Below are 21,306 nucleotides of genomic sequence, written 5' to 3'. Positions count from 1 at the left end.
ATTCCTCCCTGGCTTCTGCCAGCCCCAAGCTATGATTTAACAGAGATGTGCCGGTTGTTAACTGTTTTCGTTTTTTGAACTGAATGGTTTGTTGTACACGGTGATGATCTTTCCCACGGACGGTTGTGTCCTCGCAGTGTACCTATGGCTCAATGAAAAGCAGCGCACCCCAGTCGATAATTCTGCCGACTCGGGTCGCCTGCGCAAAATCATAGGAAGAAAGTCATGTCAGAGCTTCCCGATCGCCAGGCGATCAATGCCCTTTTTGCCGGGAATTACGCCGATCCCTTCTCGTTACTGGGGATGCACCAAACTACCGAAGGCCTTGAAGTGCGTGCGCTGCTGCCTGATGCCTCCGATGTGTGGGTGATTGAAACCAACACCGGACGTAAGTGCGCCCAACTTAAATGTCTCGACTCACGTGGCTTCTTCTGTGGCGTGATCCCGCGCCGTAAAAATCTGTTTGGCTACCAGCTGGCGGTGAATTGGCACGGTCAGCAAAACCTGATTGATGATGCTTATCGCTTTGGTCCGCTGCTGCAGGAGATGGATGCGTGGCTGCTTGGCGAAGGTACGCACCTGCGCCCTTACGAAACCCTGGGCGCGCACGGCACCACTATCGATGGCGTGCACGGTACGCGCTTCGCCGTCTGGGCACCTAACGCACGTCGGGTATCAGTCGTGGGTGAGTTCAACTTCTGGGACGGCCGCCGTCACCCGATGCGCTTCCGCCGGGAACTGGGCGTGTGGGAGCTGTTCGTCCCTGGCGCGGTAAACGGCCAGCTGTATAAGTTTGAGATTATTGATAATTCAGGCCAGCTGCGTATCAAAGCCGACCCTTTTGCCTTCGAAGCACAGATGCGCCCACAAACGGCTTCGATGATCTGTGGCCTGCCGCCGAAAACCGAGATGCAACCGCAGCGCAAAGCGGCGAATGCCTTTGATCAGCCGATTTCGATTTATGAAGTCCATCTGGGCTCGTGGCGGCGTCATACCGACGATAACTTCTGGTTAAGTTACAAAGAGCTGGCTGAACAGCTGATTCCCTACGTCAAAGAGATGGGTTTCACTCATATTGAACTGATGCCGATTAACGAACATCCGTTCGACGGCAGCTGGGGCTATCAGCCGTTGGGAATGTACGCGCCAACGCGCCGCTTCGGTACGCGTGATGAGTTCCGCCACTTCATTGCCGCTGCACACGATGCAGGGATTAATGTCCTGCTCGATTGGGTGCCGGGCCACTTCCCGAGTGATGATTTTGGTTTAGCAAAATTCGATGGCACTGAACTCTACGAGCACAGCGATCCGCGCGAAGGCTTTCATCAGGACTGGAATACGCTGATCTACAACTTTGGGCGACGCGAAGTCAGCAACTATTTATCTGGCAACGCCTTGTACTGGATGGAACGCTTCGGCATTGACGGACTGCGCGTGGATGCGGTGGCCTCGATGATTTACCGCGACTACAGTCGCGCCGAAGGTGAGTGGGTACCGAACCAGTTTGGTGGACGGGAAAACCTCGAAGCGATCTCTTTCCTGCGCCACACCAATCGCACGCTAGGCCGCGCCGCACCAGGCAGCGTGACGGTAGCGGAAGAGTCCACCGATTATCCCGGCGTCACGCGTCCCTCGGAAGACGGCGGGCTTGGCTTCTGGTTCAAATGGAACCTTGGCTGGATGCACGACACCCTGGACTACATGAAGCTCGATCCGGTGCATCGCCGCTACCATCACCACCTGATGACCTTCGGCATGCTTTACAACTACACCGAAAACTTTGTGCTGCCGCTATCGCATGACGAAGTGGTGCACGGTAAACGCTCTATCCTCGATCGCATGCCGGGCGACGCCTGGCAAAAGTTCGCTAATCTGCGCGCTTATTACGGTTGGATGTGGGGTTTCCCCGGCAAGAAGCTGCAATTTATGGGCAACGAGTTTGCGCAAGGCCGTGAATGGAACCACGACACCAGCCTTGACTGGCACCTGCTGGAGGGGGAAGACAACTGGCACAACGGCGTACAGCGGCTGGTGCGCGACCTCAACCATACCTATCGTCACTATGCGCCGCTGCATCAGCTTGATTTTGATGGACAAGGGTTTGAGTGGCTGGTGGTAGACGATCACGAGAATTCGGTCTTTGCCTTTGCGCGTCGCGATCGCGACGGCAATGAGATCATCGTCATCAGTAACTTCACCCCCGTGGTGCGTCATCACTACCGTTTTGGCGTCAATCAGCGTGGCGGCTGGCGTGAAGTGATGAATACCGACCAGCACGATTATCACGGCAGCGACACGCGTAACCACGGCGTGGTGCATACCGATGAGATTGACAGCCACGGTCGACCGCAGTCGTTGAGCCTGACCGTGCCGCCGCTGGCAACCCTCTGGCTGGTGCGGGAGAGCGACTGATGCTGGAGCAGGGGCAGCCGAAACCGTTAGGTGCACATTACGATGGGCACGGCGTCAATTTCACGCTGTTTTCCCAGCACGCTGAGCGCGTCGAGCTGTGCCTGTTTGACGCACACGGCGCTGAGCGACGTTTTCCGCTGCCCGCGCGCAGCGGTGATATCTGGCACGGCTATTTTCCCGCGCTCAAGCCCGGCCAGCGTTATGGTTATCGGGTTCACGGTCCGTGGGCACCGCAGCAGGGACATCGCTTCAATCCTGCCAAGCTGCTGGTTGATCCCTGCGCCAAAGCGGTAGTAGGAGATGTGGCGGACGAGGCGTGTGTTTATGGCGGTGAACGTGAGCCGGATCCGCTGGATAACGCCGCCGTTGCCCCTAAATCATTAGTGATTGCCGAGGATTTTAATTGGGAGAGTGACCAGCCACCGCGCACGCCGTGGGGTAATACGGTGATTTATGAAGCGCACGTGCGTGGCTTGACGCAGCAGCATCCGGAAATTCCGGAAAGGCTGCGTGGGACTTATGCGGCGCTAGGTCATCCTGCTATGGTGAACTACCTGCGCCATCTTGGCGTTACCGCGCTGGAACTGCTGCCGATTGCCCAGTTCACCAGCGAGCCGCGCCTGCGCCGTTTGGGTTTGAGCAACTATTGGGGCTACAACCCCTTCGCTTTATGGGCGGTAGATGCGCGCTACGCGTCGGGTGAAAACGGCTTATCACCGCTGCAGGAGTTTCAGCAGGCGGTAAAAGCGCTGCATGCCGCGGGCATCGAAGTGATTCTGGATGTGGTGTTCAACCACACCGCCGAACTGGAAGAGATCGGACCGACGATTTCCCAGCGCGGCGTGGATAACGCCAGCTATTACTGGCTTGATGGCAACGGTGAGTATCAAAACTGGACCGGCTGCGGCAACACGCTGAATCTCAGCCATCCGCAGGTAATGGCATGGGTGCTGGAAGCGCTACGCTATTGGGTGCGCAACTGCCATATCGATGGTTTTCGTTTTGATCTCGCCAGCGTATTAGGCCGTACGCCGGAATTTCGTCAGGATGCACCGCTGTTCGCCGCCATCAAAGCGTGTCCGCTGCTCTCGCAGGTGAAGCTGATTGCCGAGCCGTGGGATATTGGCCCTGGCGGTTACCAGGTGGGTAATTTCCCACCAGACTTTGCCGAATGGAATGATCATTTTCGCGACGCGGCGCGTCGTTACTGGCTGCAAGGTGAGCTGAATAACGGAGATTTTGCCCGCCGTTTTGCCGCATCCAGCGACGTTTTCCAGCGTGAGGCGCGCCTGCCGCACGCCAGCATCAATCTTATTACCGCCCACGACGGCTTCACGCTGCGCGACGTGGTGAGCTTCAACAACAAACACAATCAGGCCAACGGCGAAGATAATCGCGACGGCAGCAGCAATAACTTCAGCCATAACCACGGCAAAGAGGGGCTGCAGGTCAGTTTCGATATTGTCGAGCGGCGGCGGCGCAGCGTGCATGGCTTGCTGACGACGCTGCTACTGGCACAGGGCACGCCGATGTTGCTGGCGGGCGATGAACGCGGTCACAGCCAGCATGGCAACAACAATGCCTATTGTCAGGACAATCCGCTGACCTGGCTCAACTGGCAACAGGATGATTTTGGACTGGTCGACTTCACTGCTGCATTAATCCATCTGCGCCAGCGCATTCCTGCGCTGACCGAGGATGGCTGGTGGCAGGAGGGCGATGGCAACGTGCAGTGGTTCAACGCCAGCGGCAAACCACTGGAAACAGAGCAGTGGGAACAGGGGACGCACAGAATGCAGATCCTGCTCTCCTGCCGCTGGTTAATAACAATAAACGCCACGGAATCGGTGAATGATATCGCCTTACCAGACGGAGAGTGGCGTGCCATTCCTCCTTTCGCCGGGGAAGATAACCCCATCCTGACAACTGTCTGGCACGGTCCCGCACACGGTGTGTGCGTGTTCCAAAAGCAATCATAAGGAGTCAGACATGGTGAAATTAGATAGAACAGATCATCTGATGCTGGCGCGCCAGCTCCCTACACAAACGGTTGCCTTGATCCTTGCTGGCGGGCGCGGTACGCGCCTGAAAGATCTCACCGCGAAACGCGCCAAACCTGCCGTGCACTTCGGTGGCAAGTTCCGCATCATCGACTTTGCGCTGTCCAACTGCATCAACTCGGGCATTCGGCGCATCGGCGTGATCACCCAATATCAGTCACATACTTTGGTGCAGCATATCCAACGTGGCTGGTCCCTGTTCAACGAAGAGATGAACGAATTTGTCGATCTGCTGCCCGCCCAGCAGCGTGCCGCTACCGAACACTGGTACCGCGGTACCGCCGATGCGGTGACGCAAAATCTCGACATCATTCGTCGCTATAACGCGCAATACATCGTGATTCTCGCCGGGGATCACATCTACAAGATGGACTACTCGCGCATGCTGCTCGATCACGTCGATCGCGGTGCCAAATGCACTATCGCGTGCTTACCGGTGCCGTTGGCCGAAGCCACGGCGTTTGGTGTGATGGCGGTTGATGCCGAAAACAACGTGATCGATTTTGTTGAAAAGCCGCCAAAACCGCCGTCAATGCCGGGGGATGACACCCGAGCGCTGGCGAGCATGGGCATTTACGTATTCAACGCCGATTACCTTTATCAGCTGCTAGAAGAAGACCTGCAGGTAGCCGATTCCAGTCACGACTTTGGTAAAGATCTGCTGCCAAAAATTGTCGCCAGCGGCGAAGCTTACGCGCACTCCTTTACGCTTTCTTGCGTGCAGATTGACGAAAAGGCCGAGCCGTACTGGCGCGACGTCGGCACGCTGGAAGCCTACTGGCGCGCCAACCTCGATTTAGCCTCGGTGACGCCTGAGCTGGATATGTACGACCATAGTTGGCCGATTCGCACCCATATGGAGCCGCTACCACCGGCGAAATTTGTGCAGGATCGTTCCGGCAGCCACGGCATGACGATGAACTCGCTGGTTTCGGGCGGCTGCATCATTTCTGGCTCGGTGGTGGTGAATTCCGTGCTGTTCCCACGCATTCGCGTGAACTCGTTTTGCAATATTGATTCCGCAGTGCTGCTGCCCGATGTGGTGGTTGGCCGATCGTGTCGTCTGCGCCGCTGCGTGATTGATCGCGCCTGCGAGCTGCCAGAAGGCATGGTCATTGGCGAAAACCCCGATGAAGACAGCCGTCGTTTTTACCGTTCAGAAGAGGGCATCGTACTGGTGACGCGCGCCATGCTGGCCAAATTAGCCAGAGCGGGTCAGTAGATGACGAAAGATTATAGAGAAAATTGCCGCGTGGAACGCGTGCGATAACAATAGGGGTTCAGGATGCAGGTTTTACATGTCTGTTCAGAGCTTTTCCCGCTGTTGAAAACCGGCGGACTGGCTGATGTCGTCGGTGCATTACCACAGGCGCAAATAGCCGATGGTACGGATGCGCGGGTGTTGATTCCCGCCTATCCGGATCTGCGTAAAGGGATTCCTGATACTGAAATCCTGGCGGAGCTGCAAACTTTTGCTGGACCGGTGCGCTTACTTTTTGGACAATTTAACGGCGTTGGCATTTATTTAATTGATGCGCCGGGACTGTATGAACGTCCCGGCAGCCCGTATCACGATACGTCGCAGTTTGCCTATGTGGATAACTACCTGCGCTTTGCCCTGCTGGGCTGGATGGGCGCAGAGATTGCCAGCGGATTAGATATGTACTGGCAGCCCGATATCGTGCATGCGCATGACTGGCATGCCGGCTTAACCTGCGCCTACATTGCTGCGCGCGGTCACCCGGCGAAAACGGTGTTCACCGTGCACAATCTGGCGTATCAGGGGCTGTTTTCCGCGCGTCATTTGGATGAAATTCAGATACCGCGCGCCTTCTTTGATATGCATGGCCTGGAGTTCTTTGGACAGATCTCCTACCTCAAGGCGGGACTGTTCTATGCCGATCATATTACGGCGGTCAGCCCGACTTATGCGCTGGAGATTACCCGACCCGAATTTGGTTACGGTATGGAAGCGTTACTCGAGCAGCGCCTGCGCGAGGGAAGACTGAGCGGGATTCTCAACGGTGTCGATCCTGGCATTTGGGATCCGGCGCATGATTTGCTGCTCACCGCGCGCTACGACAGCGAAACGCTGGAGAGCAAAGCCGAGAACAAACGCCAGCTGCAGATTGCCATGGGCCTGAAGGTGGATGACAAAGCGCCGGTGTTCTGCGTGATCAGCCGCCTGACGAAACAGAAAGGGCTGGATTTGGTGCTGGAAGCGCTGCCGGGCCTACTGGCGCAGGGCGGCCAGCTGGTGCTGCTCGGTCAGGGAGATGCCGAGTTACAGCAAGGTTTCCTCGCGGCGGCTGCGGAGCATCCGGGTCGCGTTGGCGTGCAGATTGGTTATCACGAAGCCTTCTCGCACCGCATTGTTGGCGGCGCGGATGTGATTATGGTGCCGAGCCGCTTTGAGCCGTGCGGCTTAACCCAGCTGTATGGATTGAAATACGGCACGCTGCCGCTGGTGCGTCGCACCGGTGGTCTGGCGGATACGGTGCAAGACAGCTCACTGGAGAATCTGGCGGACGGTGTCGCCAGCGGATTCACCTTTGAAGACAGTAATGCCTGGTCGCTGCTGCGGGCGATTCGGCGCGCATTTGTTCTGTGGTCTCGACCTGCACTCTGGCGTTACGTTCAGCGGCAGGCGATGGGGATGGATTTTAGTTGGCAGGTGGCAGCACAAGCCTACCGCGATCTTTATCAACGTTTGCTGTAATGAGAGATTGGGATACTTGATATGAATGCACCTTTCACCTATGCCTCACCCACGCTGACGGTTGACGCGCTGAAGCACTCAATCGCCTATAAGCTGATGTTTACTATTGGTAAAGATCCCTCGATCGCGAATAAGCATGAGTGGCTCAACGCCGCACTGCTGGCGGTGCGTGATCGCATGGTGGAACGCTGGCTGCGCTCCAGTCGCGCGCAGCTCTCACAGGATGTGCGGCAGGTATATTATCTGTCGATGGAGTTCCTGATGGGACGCACGCTCGGTAACGCGCTGCTGGCGATGGGCATCTACGACGATCTCAATCAGGCGCTGGACGAGATGGGGTTGGATCTCAGCGAACTGATGGAAGAGGAGAACGATCCCGGTCTCGGCAACGGCGGCCTTGGACGTTTGGCCGCCTGCTTCCTTGATTCGCTCGCCACGCTGGGTTTGCCGGGACGTGGCTACGGTATTCGTTACGATTACGGCATGTTCAAGCAGAATATCGTTGACGGGCAGCAGCGCGAATCACCGGATTACTGGCTGGAATATGGTAATCCGTGGGAATTCCAGCGCTTTAATACGCGCTACAAGGTGCGTTTCGGCGGCCGTTTGCAGCACGAAGGGGCGCGGGTGCGCTGGATCGAAACCGAAGAGATCGTCGCGATGGCTTACGATCAGATCATCCCCGGTTTTGACACCGATGCCACCAACACGCTGCGTTTGTGGGGCGCGCAGGCCAGCAACGAGATCAATCTCGGTAAGTTTAACCAGGGTGATTACTTCGCTGCGGTGGAAGATAAGAACCATTCGGAAAACGTCTCGCGCGTGCTCTATCCCGATGATTCAACCTATTCCGGCCGCGAGCTGCGTCTGCGCCAGGAGTATTTCCTCGTCTCTTCAACGGTGCAGGATATTCTCAATCGTCACTGGCAGATGCATGAAACCTGGGACAATCTGCCGGATAAAATTGCCATTCACCTTAATGATACTCATCCGGTGTTGGCGATCCCTGAATTGATGCGACTGCTGATCGACGAGCAAAAATTCAGTTGGGACGATGCGTTTGAAGTGACCTGTCAGGTGTTCTCCTACACCAACCACACCTTGATGACGGAAGCGCTGGAAACCTGGCCGGTGGATATGATCGGCAAAATTCTGCCGCGTCATCTCAGCATCATTTTTGAAATTAATGACTATTTCCTGAAAACCATCCAGGAATACTATCCGGATGATTGGGAGCTGATGGCGCGCATCTCGATCATTGACGAAAACGACGGTCGGCGCATTCGCATGGCGTGGCTGGCGGTGGTGGTAAGCCACAAGGTCAACGGCGTGTCGGAACTGCACTCCAATTTGATGGTGCAATCGCTGTTCGCTGATTTCGCGCGTCTATTCCCTGGCCGTTTCTGCAATAAAACCAATGGGGTGACGCCGCGTCGCTGGCTGGCGCTGGCCAACCCGCCGCTGTCCGATGTATTAGATGAAGCGATTGGTCGCAACTGGCGCACCGATCTCGGCCAGCTCAACGAGCTAACGGCACAAATTGACTACCCGGCGTTTATCGAGCAGATCGCCGACGCCAAATTCGCCAACAAAAAGCGCCTGGCGGATTGGGTGGCGAAAAATATGGATATTGTGCTGGACCCGCATGCGCTCTTCGATGTGCAGATCAAACGCATCCATGAATACAAACGTCAGCTACTGAACGTGCTGCACGTTATTACGCGCTATAACCGCATCAAGGCCGATCCCAACGCTGAATGGGTGCCGCGCGTGAATATCTTCGCCGGTAAAGCGGCGTCGGCGTATTACGTAGCGAAGCACATCATCCACTTGATCAACGATGTCGCCAACGTGATCAACAACGATCCGCAGGTGAAGAACAAGTTGAAGGTGGTGTTCATCCCGAACTATGGCGTGAGTCTGGCGCAGATCATTATCCCTGCGGCGGATCTCTCCGAGCAGATCTCCACTGCTGGCACCGAAGCATCGGGCACCAGTAACATGAAATTTGCGCTGAATGGCGCGTTAACCATCGGTACGCTGGATGGCGCTAATGTGGAGATGCTGGAGCATGTCGGCAAGGAGAATATCTTTATCTTCGGCAACACCACGCCGCAGGTCGAGAAGCTGCGCACCGACGGCTACAACCCGCGTAAGTATTACGAGGAAGATCCTGAGCTGCATCAGGCGCTGACGCAAATCGCCAGCGGCGTGTTCAGTCCGCAGGAACCGGGTCGCTATCGCAATCTGTTTGATGCGCTGGTGAACTTCGGCGACCACTATCAGCTGCTAGCGGATTATCGCAGCTATGTGGATACGCAGGACAAGGTAGACAAGCTCTATCGTCAGCCGGATAAGTGGCAACGCAGCGCGGCGCTGAATATCGCCAATATGGGCTACTTTTCGTCAGACCGAACCATTCAGGAGTATGCGGATGAGATCTGGCACATCTCGCCAGTGAGGTTGTAAGGCGGGAATTTCAAAATCCAGGTCGCCATAAATGGCGACCCTACCAAACCGCACTGAACAATGGTAGAGACGCCATGAATAGCGACCCTACCAAACTGTACTGAACAAATGTAGGGTCGCCATTCATGGCGACCGATAAACGTTCAGATTTTAAGAATTATTTTAAAGTGATGCTTTTGACAATCCCGTCAGCATCACTTTGTGCCTGCTGCTGGTTATCCGCTGGCAAGGTAATTTGCAGCGTCAGCAGTTTGCCGTCCACTTTTGCCAGAATCACCGAAGACCATGACGTCTGGTTATTGGCAGAAATCACCGTATCCAGCTGCTGAGCCGGCTGATCCTTCAGCGTCACCGCTTTATTCGACACCACTTGCAGCTGTGGATCGCGGCTGCGCTGCTGCTGTTCCAGGCGCTGCGCCAACGCATCTAGCGCTTCGTTAGTGGGATCGCCCGCAATCACGATAATCGCGCGCTGGCCGGTTTCGTCGGCATAGACGTGCATGTTGGTGGATTCAGAACCGAGTTTGCCGCTCTTATCAGACATGCCCGCCGGCAGTGAGAAGCTCAGCTTGCCGTCCATCAAATTGACCGTCTGAGCAGACTGGCTGGCGCTGGCACCGTTGCTGTTTGCTGCTGCATCATCTTTCTTCTGGTCACATGCCGCCAGGCCTATCACCAGCAGGCCAATACCCACATATTTCACTACGTTACGCATTCTTTTCCCTTTTACATGATTCCAGTCAGGCGTTATCAAAACGGAATCGGCGGGCAAAAGCAACCGCCGGAGTGTCAGGAAATTTTAGCGTGCCATGGCGTTACGTCTATGTGGAATCAGCCGAAATTCACCTGTCGCTGTGCGGAACGCTCGGCTAATCGCTTCAGCATGGCATTCAGCAGCACGCCGTAAGCCGGCAGGAAGAAGATCATGCAGATCAGCACTTTGAAGCTGTAATCCACCAGGGCGATCTCGACCCAATGCGTAGCCATAAACGGGTCTGGACTCTTGTAAAAGGCGATGAAAAAGAAGGCCAGCGTATCGCTGATATTGCCAAGGAACATCGCGGCCGCAGGGGCAATCCACCACTGGGGTAATTGGCGCAAACGGTTAAAAACGTGAACGTCGAGGATCTGGCCCAGCGCATAAGCCATAAAGCTGGCGCAGGCGATACGCGCGACAAACAGATTAACCTCTTCCAGCGATGCCCAACCCTGCCATTCGCCTTGATAAAAGACGCACGAGACGATGTAGGAGATCACCAGCGCTGGAATCATCACCGCCAGAATGATGCGACGAGCCAGCGGCGCGCCAAAGATGCGCACGGTGAGATCGGTTGCGAGGAAAATAAACGGAAAGCTAAACGCGCCCCAGGTGGTGTGGAAGCCGAAGATGGAAACCGGCAGCTGCACCAGGTAGTTACTGGAGGTGATCACCAGCAGATGGAAAAGCGATAGCCAAAACAGCGCATGCATGCGCTGACGTGCAGAAAAAGCAATCATGTAGGACCTTTTTAATAGTGGGGTGAGGGAACCCATTGCCCGTCATACTTCAAGCCGTAGCTGCGTTGGCTGCGTGCGTCCACCCCAGTCACTTACTTCAGTAAGCTCCTGGGGCTGCTCGCACTTGCCGCCTTGCTACAGCTCGAATTATTTAGGGCAAAATATGGTAGCAATTTAAAAATCGGCGGCATCTTAACGCGTTGCGTAATTTATGCAATGGTTAATTTTAACGCAATCGTTATCGCCTTGCGTTGGCTAATTCACACGCTAAAATGTGCGGCCATCTTCCACCATAGACAGAGAATCATGAGCGATCCCTTTTCTGCGCCTGACCATCAGCTTGATGCCCTTGGCCTGCGCTGTCCAGAGCCGGTAATGATGGTGCGTAAAACCGTGCGCAGCATGCAGGCCGGTGAAACCTTGCTGATCATCGCCGATGATCCCGCCACCACGCGCGATATTCCCGGTTTCTGCCGTTTTATGGAACATCAGCTGCTGGCACAGCAGACCGAAAGCCTGCCGTACCAGTTTCTCATCAAAAAAGGCGCTTAACGCTGACGCAGCAAGCGCAGCGCATTCGCGGTAACCAGCGCGGTGGCTCCGGAATCTGCCAGTACCGCCAGCCACAAACCGGTAAAGCCGAGCAGCGTGGTGACGAGGAAAATCGCCTTCAGGCCCAGCGCCAGCGCCACGTTCTGCCGAATGATGGCGCGCGTGCGCCGTGCCAGCACGATCGTGCGCGGCAGAATCGCCAGCTGATTTTGCGTTAATGCTACATCGGCGGCTTCCAGCGCGACGTCGGTGCCGCTGCCCATCGCGATACCGATCGTCGCTGCTTTCATCGCAGGCGCATCGTTGATGCCGTCGCCCACCATCGCCAGCGATTGTTGTGCGCCTAATTGCCGCACGGCTTCCACTTTATCGGCGGGCAAGAGACCGGCGCGATAATCAATCTGCAATTCGGCGGCAATGGCAGCGGCTGCTCGCGGGTTATCACCGGTCAACATCACGCTATTTACACCCAGTTTTTGCAGTTGAGAGAGTGCGCTTATCGCCTCTTCACGCAACTGATCCCGCAACGCCAATGCGCCGAGTACCTGCTGATCCTGCAACAGCAGCACCACGGTTTGACCCTGGGCTTCCAGCTCGGCAATCAGCTGCTGCTGAGTTGCGTTAAGCTGCCTGGCTTCACGTGGCGTGAGTAACTGATAGGTCACGCCATCAATGTCGGCACGAATACCGCTGCCCGCCAGGGTTTGCTGCTGAGAAGCGGAAGGGATCGCAAGCTGACGCCGCTCGGCTGCAGTGACAATGGCTCGCGCCAGTGGATGCGTGGAGCCCTGTTCAACGGCAGCGGCAATGCTGAGCAGGCTGTTTTCCGCTGTTCCACCGAACGACTGAATATGGGTGATCTGTGGCTTGCCCGCGGTCAGTGTGCCGGTTTTGTCGAACGCCATCATGCTAACGCGACTGAGCCGCTCCAGTGCCGCGCCGCCTTTTATCAGCGCGCCCTGACGGGCGGCAGCGGCCAATCCAGAGGTAATGGCCGCGGGTGTGGAGATCACCAGCGCACACGGGCAACCAATCAGCAGCAGCGTTAGCCCTTTATAAATCCACGGCAGCCATGCTCCAACGCCGAGCAGCGGTGGCAGCACCATCACCAGCAGCGCCAACAGCATAATCGCCGGCGTATAAATGCGGCTGAAGCGATCGATAAAGCGTTCAACCGGCGCACGATGGCTTTCGGCTTCTTCAATCAGCTGCAGGATGCGGTCGATAGCACTTTGCCCCGGCTGGGAAACCACTTTCAAGGTAACCAGACGATCGAGGCTGGTGGCACCGGCCATGATCTGTTCACCCGGCTCACGCGCCACCGGCAGCGATTCGCCGGTCAGCGCGCTTTCATCAAAACTGGCACTGGCATGCAATAACTCGCCGTCCGCCGGTAAACGGCCACCGGCCGCGACTTCAATTACATCACCAGGCTGCAGCACGTCTAAGCGGACATTTTCCCGTTGTGTGCCGACAATGCGCGTGGCGGTGTCAGGACGCAGCGCCATTAGCGCGGTCACGCCGCGACGCGCGCGCGCGGCGGCGTAGGCTTCCAGGCGTTCGCCCAGCTGGAACAGCAGCAGCACCATGGCGGCTTCAGCGTGGGCACCAATCACCAACGCACCGGCGGCGGCGATGGTCATCAGCATCTCAATACTAAATGGCGATCCGCTGCGCAGCAGTTGCCAGGCGTTGCGCGCGATGGGGGCCAAACCAATCAGCGTGGTAGCAATAAACAGGCGATCGCCCCAAAGCGGTGAAACCTGGCTCAGCAGCCAGCTGGCGAGCATCAGTACGCCAAGCAGCAGTAAACCGGCATTTTCCTGCCAGCGGCTTTCCGGTGGTGGGGGCGATTGAGGATCGCTGGAGGTCAGCGTGAAGCCAGCATGTTTTACGGCTTGTTCGATAGCGCTGCGGATATCGTTTTCGGCATCCACCACCAGTTTTTCGCTGGCGAAAATCACCCGCGCTTGCTGCACCTGCGGCACGCGTTGCACGGCAGATTCGATTTTTCGTGCGCAGCTGGGACAATCCATGCCGGCAATCTGCCAGCGAAATTGGTGTGAAGTGAGTGCGGGCCTGTCACTTTCGGCGTCGCTTTCGCCGCCGGACGAGCCGCTATCGCTGTCGCAGCAGCCACAATCACCTTCTGGCGTAACTGGCTGCGCGGCTGAGATTTTCAGGGCTGAGGGCGTTACGCTGCGAATCGAGCACAGCGGCTGCGGTTGGCGATGAGACTTTCCACAGCGGCAAGGATGGGCATGTTGATGCATATAACCTCCGGAATTAGGGGGCGGGATATCACCCGCACCCTAATGCTACACTCTGGAGTCAACTCCAGAGTCAAGCTGAAGGTGAGATTTTCTTCAATAAAGCCACAGGGAGCGCACAATCATAAAATGACCGGCGAAGTAACAGGCGGCGACGATGGCGCTATCGGCGCTGAAGCGGCGGCGATAGTGCGAGAAAAACCAGACAATGTTGGCTAACAGCAATAACGCGGCGCCGACAAGCAGCGAGAAACTGTAATCGGTTGGGCGGAAGAAGTAGTTCTCCGCTGCCATCCAGTTCATCACCAATGTCATGCCAATAAAGGTGCAGATTGGCCAGCGTAGATCTTCCAGCCTGGTCCAGAGAACGCCGATAACAATTACGCCAATCACCAGGAAGGTGAGGGGAATCGGCCAGAAGAAACTCATGGTCATGTGCGCGGCAAAGCTGATGGTGTACAGCAGATGCGACAGGAAAAATGCGCCCAATGCATAGAGCATCTGCTGACGCGGCAGCAGCATCAGCGCATCACCCACCAGCGTGGCAATAAGACCGGCCAGGATCAGATAATCGGTGGTGTTAAGCGTTGGCGCTTGCCACGCCCAGGCAACGAGCAACAGCAAGGTGACAGGTTTAAATAGCCAGCGCTGCCATTGCGGGCCGCGGTATGAAGCATCGACGTAGAGCCAGCCGGAAAAAAGTACGGCAAGGAAAGACCAAAGCATGTTTTCTCCCTTTTCTGAACGAAATGTCCGCCAGTTTGATGAATTTTCCCAAAATCACTTACTCAGTGTAAGTTACCGCCGCCAAATGTGACAATCAGCCGACTCTGGTTGTATGCTTTGTCGTCTTTACCCGTTCCGACTTAACGCAAAGCACGAGATAAATCATGAGCAAACCACCGCTAATCTTTTTCATCGTACTGGCCATTATTGCCGTTCTGGCGACGCGTCAGTTTATCAAGCAGCGCCGCGAAACCGCAGTGAACGATGCCTCTCCAGTGCGCTCTTTGAGCGTAGAAGTGAAAACTAAGCGCGAATTTCCCTCTCCTAATCGCCGTTCACGCCAGCGCGAAGTCATTGCCGGAGAAGAGATGAAGTATGAAGCCTGGTTTCATCCACTGAATGGCGCGAGCGATATCAAAGTGACGGTCAACGCCAGTGATTATCATCAGATGGATAAGGGCGTGAAAGGGGAGCTGAAAATGCAAGGGACACGCTTTGTCAGTTTTACGCCAGCGCCGTAAGGCCGCCATTCACGGCGACCTGGCCACCAAACGCACTCATTACATCTTCGGATAATGCTTTTTCTGCCACGCCAGCAGCTCAAACACGCCAAAGAAGAAGATCTTCGCCTGGGTTACGCCGCTCAGTTTGGGCGCGTCTTTTGCCTGAGTGGCGCGCAGCAGCACCAATTGCAGGCCGTGCATAATCACCATAAAGAACAGCGCCACATGCACAAAATAGCGCAGCGGCGTGGGGAAGGGCTGCACCAGATTGAGCAGCAAAAATGCCCATACGCAAATCATCAGCAAGCGACCCAAATTAAGCCACATTCTGCTTCTCCTGTTGGCGTTGATATAAGCGATAAGCCACTTGGCCGGCGATTTTCTCGCGGTACAAATCCCAATTGGCCGGTGCCACGGGCGTGCCGTTTTCCACTTCGCTTTCCACATAGATCAGCGCTTCATCGGCCAGCCAGCCATTTTGCTCCAGTAAGGTCAACGTTTCCTGTAACAGGCCTTTACGGAACGGCGGATCGACAAACACCACGTCAAACGGTTCGCCCGGCTGGCTCAGCCACTGCAACGTGTTGGTTTGCACCACTTTCGCCTGCGTGGCGCGCAGCGTTTGCAGGTTCTGCGAAAGCTGCTGCGCTACAGTACGTTCCAGCTCCAGCAGCGTGGCTGATGCGGCATAACGAGAGAGTGCTTCAAGGCCGAGTGCGCCGCTGCCGGCAAAGCAGTCGAGGCAACGCGCGTCCTGAATGTCTGGCGCTAGCCAGTTGAACAGGGTTTCACGCACGCGATCGGTGGTCGGGCGCAGGCCAGCGCTATCCGGTACCGGTAATTTACGGCCGCGCCACTGGCCGCCAATGATGCGGATCTGGCCAGCGCCGTTGCTGCGGGGGGATTTGCTCATTTTGCTCACAACTCGTCATAATTTGTTGCGTAGTTTAACGGGCGTAGCGGGCAGAAGAAACGTTAAAAAAGGGTGCTGTGGTGCGCTGGCTGGAAAGTGTTAGACTACTGAGTTGGTAGAGCGCGCGTAATTACCTGATTTTTACGCGGCTCCCCGCAAAAAAATGCATATTTTATCCCCTGGGAACAGCGTGCTACCGGGAATAAGCCATCGAGGAGTAGGGTCACACAATGGCAAAAGAGAAAAAACGCGGCTTTTTTTCCTGGCTAGGCTTTGGCAAAGAAGAAGAGACGCAACAGCCTGTTGAAGAGCAGCAGCAAACTGCCGAGGTGGCACCTGAGCCCGCCGTTGAAGAGAGTGCGTTAGATCGCGCCGAAGCGCAGGCTGAAGACACCGTCGCGGTTACCGAGCAGGTTGCGGAACATCAGCAGGTTGAACCAGAGGTTATTGCCGAGCCGGTAACCGCCATCGAAGAAGAAGTGCTGCCGGAAGAGATCGTCCAGCCGGTTGTCGCACCTATCGAAGAAGAGCCTCAGCTGGAAGAGCTGGCGCTTGATGCGCCAGACGTTGATGAAGAAGCCCCCTTAAGCGACGAAGAGCTGGAAGCGCTGGCGCTGGCAGAAACCTATGCAGAAGATGCTGAGCTGGCTGAGGAACCTCAGGATACCGTTAGCGATCTGCCGCTGGCTGCTGCGCCCATTATCACCCAGGAGCAGGAGCGTCCTACCAAAGAGGGCTTTTTCGCCCGTCTGAAGCGCAGCCTGGTTAAAACGCGTGAAAACCTCGGTTCCGGTTTTATCAGCCTGTTCCGCGGCAAAAAGATTGATGACGACCTGTTTGAGGAGCTGGAAGAGCAGCTGCTGATTGCGGACGTTGGCGTTGAAACGACGCGCCGCATCATCACCAATCTGACCCAGCAGGCCAACCGCAAGCAGCTGCGTGATGCTGAAGCGCTGTATGGGCTGCTGAAAGCCGAAATGGCCGGCATTCTGGAAAAAGTGGACCAGCCGCTGGAAGTGGGCGGCAAAACGCCATTCGTCATCCTGATGGTTGGCGTCAACGGCGTGGGTAAAACCACCACCATCGGTAAGCTGGCGCGCCAGTATCAGGCGCAGGGCAAATCCGTCATGCTGGCGGCAGGCGATACCTTCCGTGCTGCGGCCGTTGAACAGCTGCAGGTGTGGGGCCAGCGCAACAATATTCCGGTCGTCGCGCAGCATACCGGCGCGGATTCCGCCTCCGTGATTTTTGATGCCATTCAGGCCGCTAAGTCGCGCAATGTCGATGTCCTTATTGCCGATACCGCCGGTCGCTTGCAAAACAAATCGCACCTGATGGAAGAGCTGAAAAAAATTACCCGTGTGATGAAGAAGCTGGATGAAGAGGCGCCGCATGAGGTGATGTTGACGCTTGACGCCAGTACCGGGCAAAACGCTATCAGCCAGGCCAAACTGTTCCATGAAGCGGTGGGCCTGACCGGCATCGCCCTGACCAAACTGGACGGCACCGCCAAAGGCGGCGTGATCTTCTCGGTTGCCGATCAGTTCGGCATTCCGATTCGTTATATCGGTGTTGGGGAAGGCATCGAGGATTTACGGCCGTTTAAGGCCGCAGACTTTATTGAGGCACTGTTTGCCCGAGAGGAATGATTGGGATGATTCGCTTTGAAGAGGTCAGTAAAGCTTACCTGGGTGGACGTCAGGCGCTGCAGGGGGTGGATTTTCATCTGCGTCCTGGTGAAATGTCGTTCCTGACCGGCCACTCTGGCGCGGGGAAGAGTACCTTACTGAAGCTGATTTGTGGCATTGAGCGCCCGAGTGCGGGGCAGATCTGGTTTAGCGGCCATGATATTTCGCGTTTGCGTCACAGTGAAGTCCCTTTCCTGCGACGTCAGATTGGCATGATTTTCCAGGATCACCACTTACTGATGGATCGTTCGGTCTATGACAACGTGGCGATTCCGCTGATTATCTCCGGTGCCAGCGGCGAAGACATTCGTCGCCGCGTATCGGCCGCGCTGGATAAAGTGGGCCTGCTCGACAAAGCGAAAAGCTATCCGATTCAGCTCTCAGGCGGTGAACAACAGCGTGTGGGCATTGCCCGCGCGGTGGTGAACAAACCGGCGGTGCTGCTGGCGGACGAACCGACCGGTAACCTCGATAATGCGCTGTCGGAAGACATTCTGCGCCTGTTTGAAGAGTTCAACCGCGTTGGCGTCACGGTGCTGATGGCAACGCACGATGTGGGGTTGATTGCGCGCCGAAATTATCGCGTGATGACGCTCAATCAGGGACGTCTGCACGGAGGCCACGATGGTCAATAAACGCAACAAGCGCGCACCTGCGCCGAAAGCGAAGCAGCCTTCTAAAAGTAAAGCGCTGAAGGGTGGCTGGCAGGAGCAATGGCGCTACGCGCTGCGCGGCACGCTGTCCGATATGTGGCGTCAGCCGCTGGCGACGCTGCTAACGGTGATGGTGATTGCTATCTCACTGACGCTGCCGAGCGTGTGCTACATGGTGTGGAAAAACGTAAGCCAAGCCGCGACCCAGTGGTATCCCGCCCCGCAGCTGACGGTATATCTGGATAAAGCGCTGGATGACACCGCAGCAGAGAATGTCACCGCGCAGCTTAAGCAGCTGGATGGCGTGGATAATGTGAATTACCTGACGCGTGAAGAAGCGCTGAATGAGTTCCGCAACTGGTCGGGCTTTGGCGGCTCCATGGACATGCTGGAGCAGAATCCGCTGCCGGCGGTGGCCATCATCACGCCAAAACTCAACTTCCAGAATTCGGATACCATGGCGAATCTGCGCGATCGCGTAGCGAAAGTGCAGGGCGTTGATGAAGTGCGCATGGATGACAGCTGGTTCTCACGTCTGGCAGCGCTCACGGGGCTGGTTGGCCAGATCGCCTCAATGATTGGTCTGCTGATGGTGGTGGCGGTGTTCCTGGTGATCGGCAACAGCGTTCGTCTGAGCATCTTTGCGCGTCGCGATACGATCAACGTACAGAAGCTGATTGGCGCGACCGATGGGTTTATTCTGCGTCCGTTCCTGTATGGCGGTGCGCTATTAGGTTTCGGCGGTGCGGTGCTATCGCTGATTCTTTCGGAAGTGCTGGTGCTGCGCCTGCAATCGGTGGTGGCGCAAGTGGCAACGGTATTTGGTACCACCTTTGTGCTGGAAGGTTTTTCCTGGGATGAAGGACTGCTGTTACTGCTGATTGCCGGCATCATTGGCTGGATTGCGGCATGGCTGGCGACGGTACAACATTTACGCCGATTTACGCCACAGTAACCAAAAGCAACGTTTTTTGGTATACTCTTCCTCTGCTGCCGACGACCTGGGAGCAGAGGAATTCTCCTGTTTCCCCCGCCGTCATCTGTGTGTAAAATATTCACTGCTATTATTGAACTTGTGGATAACTTTGTCGTCCAAGTAGCACAGATTGCTTCTGGTTTTCTCGCGACGTTGACATAATGTAGCGTCTGCGCAAGGAAACGTGCAGCAAGTCCATTGAATTTGTGAGGGTTTGAATGACCAAAGAAATGCAAACTTTAGCGATTGCTCCTCTGGGTAACCTGGAATCTTACGTCCGGGCTGCCAACAACTGGCCGGTGCTGACGGCAGAAGAGGAAAAAGCATTGGCTGAGCGGCTGCATTACCAGGGCGATCTGGATGCGGCTAAAACGCTGATCCTGTCTCACCTGCGCTTTGTTGTTCATATTGCTCGTAACTACTCCGGTTACGGCTTGCCACAGGCGGACTTGATTCAGGAAGGTAACATCGGCCTGATGAAGGCGGTGCGTCGCTTCAATCCTGAAGTCGGTGTACGTCTGGTGTCGTTTGCCGTGCACTGGATTAAAGCAGAGATTCACGAATACGTGCTGCGTAACTGGCGTATCGTGAAAGTCGCGACCACCAAAGCTCAGCGTAAGCTGTTCTTTAACCTGCGTAAAAGCAAACAGCGTCTCGGTTGGTTCAACCAGGACGAAGTGGAAATGGTTGCGCGCGAGCTGGGCGTGAGCAGCAAAGATGTGCTGGAAATGGAATCGCGCATGGCCGCGCAGGATATGACCTTCGACATGTCGTCTGATGACGAAGCGGGCGAAGGCAAAGCGATGGCGCCAGTGCTGTATCTGCAGGATAAAACCTCTGACTTTGCCGATGGCATTGAAGAAGATAACTGGGATGCACACGCTGCGGACAAGCTGAGCGATGCAATGCTGAGCCTCGACGAACGCAGCCAGGATATCATCCGCGCCCGTTGGCTGGATGATGATAACAAGACCACGCTGCAGGAGCTGGCCGATAAATACGGTGTTTCTGCGGAACGCGTGCGTCAGCTGGAAAAGAACGCCATGAAGAAACTGCGTGTGGCGATTGAAGCCTGATAACTTTCAGGCGGAAAAACGGGGCGACTTTTTAAGTCGCCCTTTTTATTGCCTGAAACACCGTAATTTCATTAGGCAATGACCCGTAGCGGCGCGATTTATCGCGCTGTTTCATTGCCCATTCCCGACAATGCGCAATAAATTGCGCCGCTACCGATCGAGATTGGCTGGACTTATTTCACCCAACCATCAGCCTGCGCGCGAAAACCACATGCCTGCATAAAGGCTGCCCGCACGCCCCGATCGGCGTCGCCATCATCGGCAATCCACCAATCCGTCAGCGCACCATTCTGCGCAATTGTCTCTACCAGCAAATATTGACCTACGCCACGGCGGCGTGTCACTTCGCGTACGTTGAGATTAAAAATTTTTCCCTGCGTGCCGCTAATACTGAGTTGTAATGCGGCCAGCAGCCGATCGTTGAAACGCGCGGCATACAGCCGCTGTGTTTCGCTGAGTTGTGCTTCCAGTTGCACAATATCCATTTCTGGCCAGACTTTAGCTAAATCGATGCGATCCTGTGCGGTTAACGATGCTAAGCGCTGGATTGTCAGCTTCATACCTAATACCTGTACTAGTGCAAAGGCGATAGTGTAGCGAATTTAGACAGTCAGAGCGCTGTCACTTTTTTGCAATGAAAATAGGTCGAATGCCAGCCACTTTGCCAGGATTGTGGAGTAAGCCATCAATGATCGTTGAAAAAGCCAGCATAATGCGCTGGTATCCTGCTGAAAAATCGGCCATAACGACCAGACGATTCTGCTGCTCCACTCAGTCAATTCTGAATATGTC

At 55.8% G+C, this 21,306-nt stretch carries 19 protein-coding genes; 11 read left to right on the top strand and 8 right to left on the bottom strand.

All coding sequences use genetic code 11. The annotated features are described in order from the left end of the window. Positions 1-225 precede the first annotated feature (225 nt). From glgB to glgP, 5 genes are all read left to right on the top strand, one after another. Complete coding sequence (gene glgB / locus CRO19_RS07400; RefSeq protein WP_097095271.1) at positions 226-2,412, top strand: 1,4-alpha-glucan branching enzyme; 2,187 nt, start codon at positions 226-228, stop codon at positions 2,410-2,412. Further along, positions 2,412-4,391, top strand: coding sequence for a glycogen debranching protein GlgX (gene glgX, locus CRO19_RS07395; protein ID WP_097095270.1), 1,980 nt, complete (start codon positions 2,412-2,414; stop codon positions 4,389-4,391). Before glgB ends, glgX begins: the two co-directional genes overlap by 1 nt. Before the next feature lie 10 nt (positions 4,392-4,401). Beyond that, positions 4,402-5,694, top strand: a complete 1,293-nt coding sequence (gene glgC, locus CRO19_RS07390) for a glucose-1-phosphate adenylyltransferase (RefSeq protein WP_097095269.1) — start codon at positions 4,402-4,404, stop codon at positions 5,692-5,694. 63 nt (positions 5,695-5,757) lie between these two features. Further along, complete coding sequence (glgA, locus tag CRO19_RS07385; RefSeq protein ID WP_097095268.1) at positions 5,758-7,191, top strand: glycogen synthase GlgA; 1,434 nt, start codon at positions 5,758-5,760, stop codon at positions 7,189-7,191. A 21-nt stretch (positions 7,192-7,212) separates the two neighbouring features. Further along, positions 7,213-9,660, top strand: a complete 2,448-nt coding sequence (gene glgP / locus CRO19_RS07380; protein ID WP_097095267.1) for a glycogen phosphorylase — start codon at positions 7,213-7,215, stop codon at positions 9,658-9,660. A 157-nt stretch (positions 9,661-9,817) separates the two neighbouring features. Here glgP and CRO19_RS07375 read toward each other — a convergent pair whose 3' ends face one another. Both CRO19_RS07375 and CRO19_RS07370 read right to left on the bottom strand, forming a co-directional pair. After that, positions 9,818-10,375: a DcrB family lipoprotein gene (locus CRO19_RS07375; protein ID WP_097095266.1), complete on the bottom strand. Its 558-nt coding sequence runs from the start codon at positions 10,373-10,375 to the stop codon at positions 9,818-9,820. Positions 10,376-10,491: 116 nt separating this feature from the next. Beyond that, positions 10,492-11,157, bottom strand: a complete 666-nt coding sequence (locus CRO19_RS07370; protein WP_097095265.1) for a 7-cyano-7-deazaguanine/7-aminomethyl-7-deazaguanine transporter — start codon at positions 11,155-11,157, stop codon at positions 10,492-10,494. 306 nt (positions 11,158-11,463) lie between these two features. On the opposite strand from CRO19_RS07370, the gene tusA reads away from it, so the two are divergent. Then, positions 11,464-11,709 carry a sulfurtransferase TusA gene (tusA, locus tag CRO19_RS07360; RefSeq protein ID WP_007891299.1) on the top strand — a complete coding sequence of 82 codons (246 nt, stop codon included), beginning with the start codon at positions 11,464-11,466 and terminating at the stop codon, positions 11,707-11,709. On the opposite strand, the gene CRO19_RS07355 is transcribed toward tusA, so the two are convergent. Together CRO19_RS07355 and CRO19_RS07350 are read right to left on the bottom strand one after the other, a co-directional pair. Further along, entirely contained in the window at positions 11,706-13,982 is a 2,277-nt protein-coding gene (locus tag CRO19_RS07355; RefSeq protein ID WP_097095264.1) for a zinc/cadmium/mercury/lead-transporting ATPase, read from the bottom strand. The two genes, tusA and CRO19_RS07355, sit on opposite strands and share 4 nt — an antisense overlap. A 93-nt stretch (positions 13,983-14,075) precedes the next feature. After that, complete coding sequence (locus CRO19_RS07350) at positions 14,076-14,705, bottom strand: lysoplasmalogenase (RefSeq protein WP_097095263.1); 630 nt, start codon at positions 14,703-14,705, stop codon at positions 14,076-14,078. Between the two features lie 164 nt (positions 14,706-14,869). Between CRO19_RS07350 and CRO19_RS07345 the strand changes: the two genes are divergently transcribed. Next, entirely contained in the window at positions 14,870-15,226 is a 357-nt protein-coding gene (locus CRO19_RS07345; RefSeq protein WP_097095262.1) for a DUF2500 domain-containing protein, read from the top strand. A gap of 39 nt (positions 15,227-15,265) precedes the next feature. Here CRO19_RS07345 and CRO19_RS07340 read toward each other — a convergent pair whose 3' ends face one another. Both CRO19_RS07340 and rsmD read right to left on the bottom strand, forming a co-directional pair. Then, positions 15,266-15,535 carry a DUF1145 family protein gene (locus CRO19_RS07340; protein WP_097095261.1) on the bottom strand — a complete coding sequence of 90 codons (270 nt, stop codon included), beginning with the start codon at positions 15,533-15,535 and terminating at the stop codon, positions 15,266-15,268. Further along, complete coding sequence (gene rsmD, locus CRO19_RS07335; protein WP_097095260.1) at positions 15,525-16,121, bottom strand: 16S rRNA (guanine(966)-N(2))-methyltransferase; 597 nt, start codon at positions 16,119-16,121, stop codon at positions 15,525-15,527. Before rsmD ends, CRO19_RS07340 begins: the two co-directional genes overlap by 11 nt. A gap of 230 nt (positions 16,122-16,351) precedes the next feature. Between rsmD and ftsY the strand changes: the two genes are divergently transcribed. The 4 genes from ftsY to rpoH all read left to right on the top strand — a co-directional run bounded on the left by ftsY (position 16,352) and on the right by rpoH (position 20,514). After that, positions 16,352-17,770: a signal recognition particle-docking protein FtsY gene (gene ftsY / locus CRO19_RS07330; protein WP_097095259.1), complete on the top strand. Its 1,419-nt coding sequence runs from the start codon at positions 16,352-16,354 to the stop codon at positions 17,768-17,770. A 5-nt stretch (positions 17,771-17,775) separates the two neighbouring features. Beyond that, positions 17,776-18,444, top strand: a complete 669-nt coding sequence (gene ftsE, locus CRO19_RS07325; protein ID WP_097095258.1) for a cell division ATP-binding protein FtsE — start codon at positions 17,776-17,778, stop codon at positions 18,442-18,444. Further along, entirely contained in the window at positions 18,434-19,417 is a 984-nt protein-coding gene (gene ftsX / locus CRO19_RS07320) for a permease-like cell division protein FtsX (protein ID WP_097095257.1), read from the top strand. The genes ftsE and ftsX overlap by 11 nt, the downstream gene beginning before the upstream one ends. Before the next feature lie 239 nt (positions 19,418-19,656). Next, entirely contained in the window at positions 19,657-20,514 is an 858-nt protein-coding gene (gene rpoH / locus CRO19_RS07315) for an RNA polymerase sigma factor RpoH (protein WP_064737937.1), read from the top strand. A 173-nt stretch (positions 20,515-20,687) separates the two neighbouring features. Here rpoH and panM read toward each other — a convergent pair whose 3' ends face one another. Both panM and CRO19_RS26080 read right to left on the bottom strand, forming a co-directional pair. Next, positions 20,688-21,074, bottom strand: a complete 387-nt coding sequence (panM, locus tag CRO19_RS07310) for an aspartate 1-decarboxylase autocleavage activator PanM (RefSeq protein WP_097095256.1) — start codon at positions 21,072-21,074, stop codon at positions 20,688-20,690. A 61-nt stretch (positions 21,075-21,135) separates the two neighbouring features. Continuing rightward, a complete protein-coding gene (locus tag CRO19_RS26080; RefSeq protein ID WP_176519137.1) occupies positions 21,136-21,285 on the bottom strand; it encodes a hypothetical protein in 150 nt (49 codons plus the stop codon). Positions 21,286-21,306 lie beyond the last annotated feature (21 nt).

It is taken from the genome of Candidatus Pantoea floridensis (genome assembly GCF_900215435.1).
Taxonomy (GTDB): Bacteria; Pseudomonadota; Gammaproteobacteria; order Enterobacterales; family Enterobacteriaceae; genus Pantoea; species Pantoea floridensis.
This window is presented reverse-complemented; position numbering and strand designations above follow the sequence as displayed.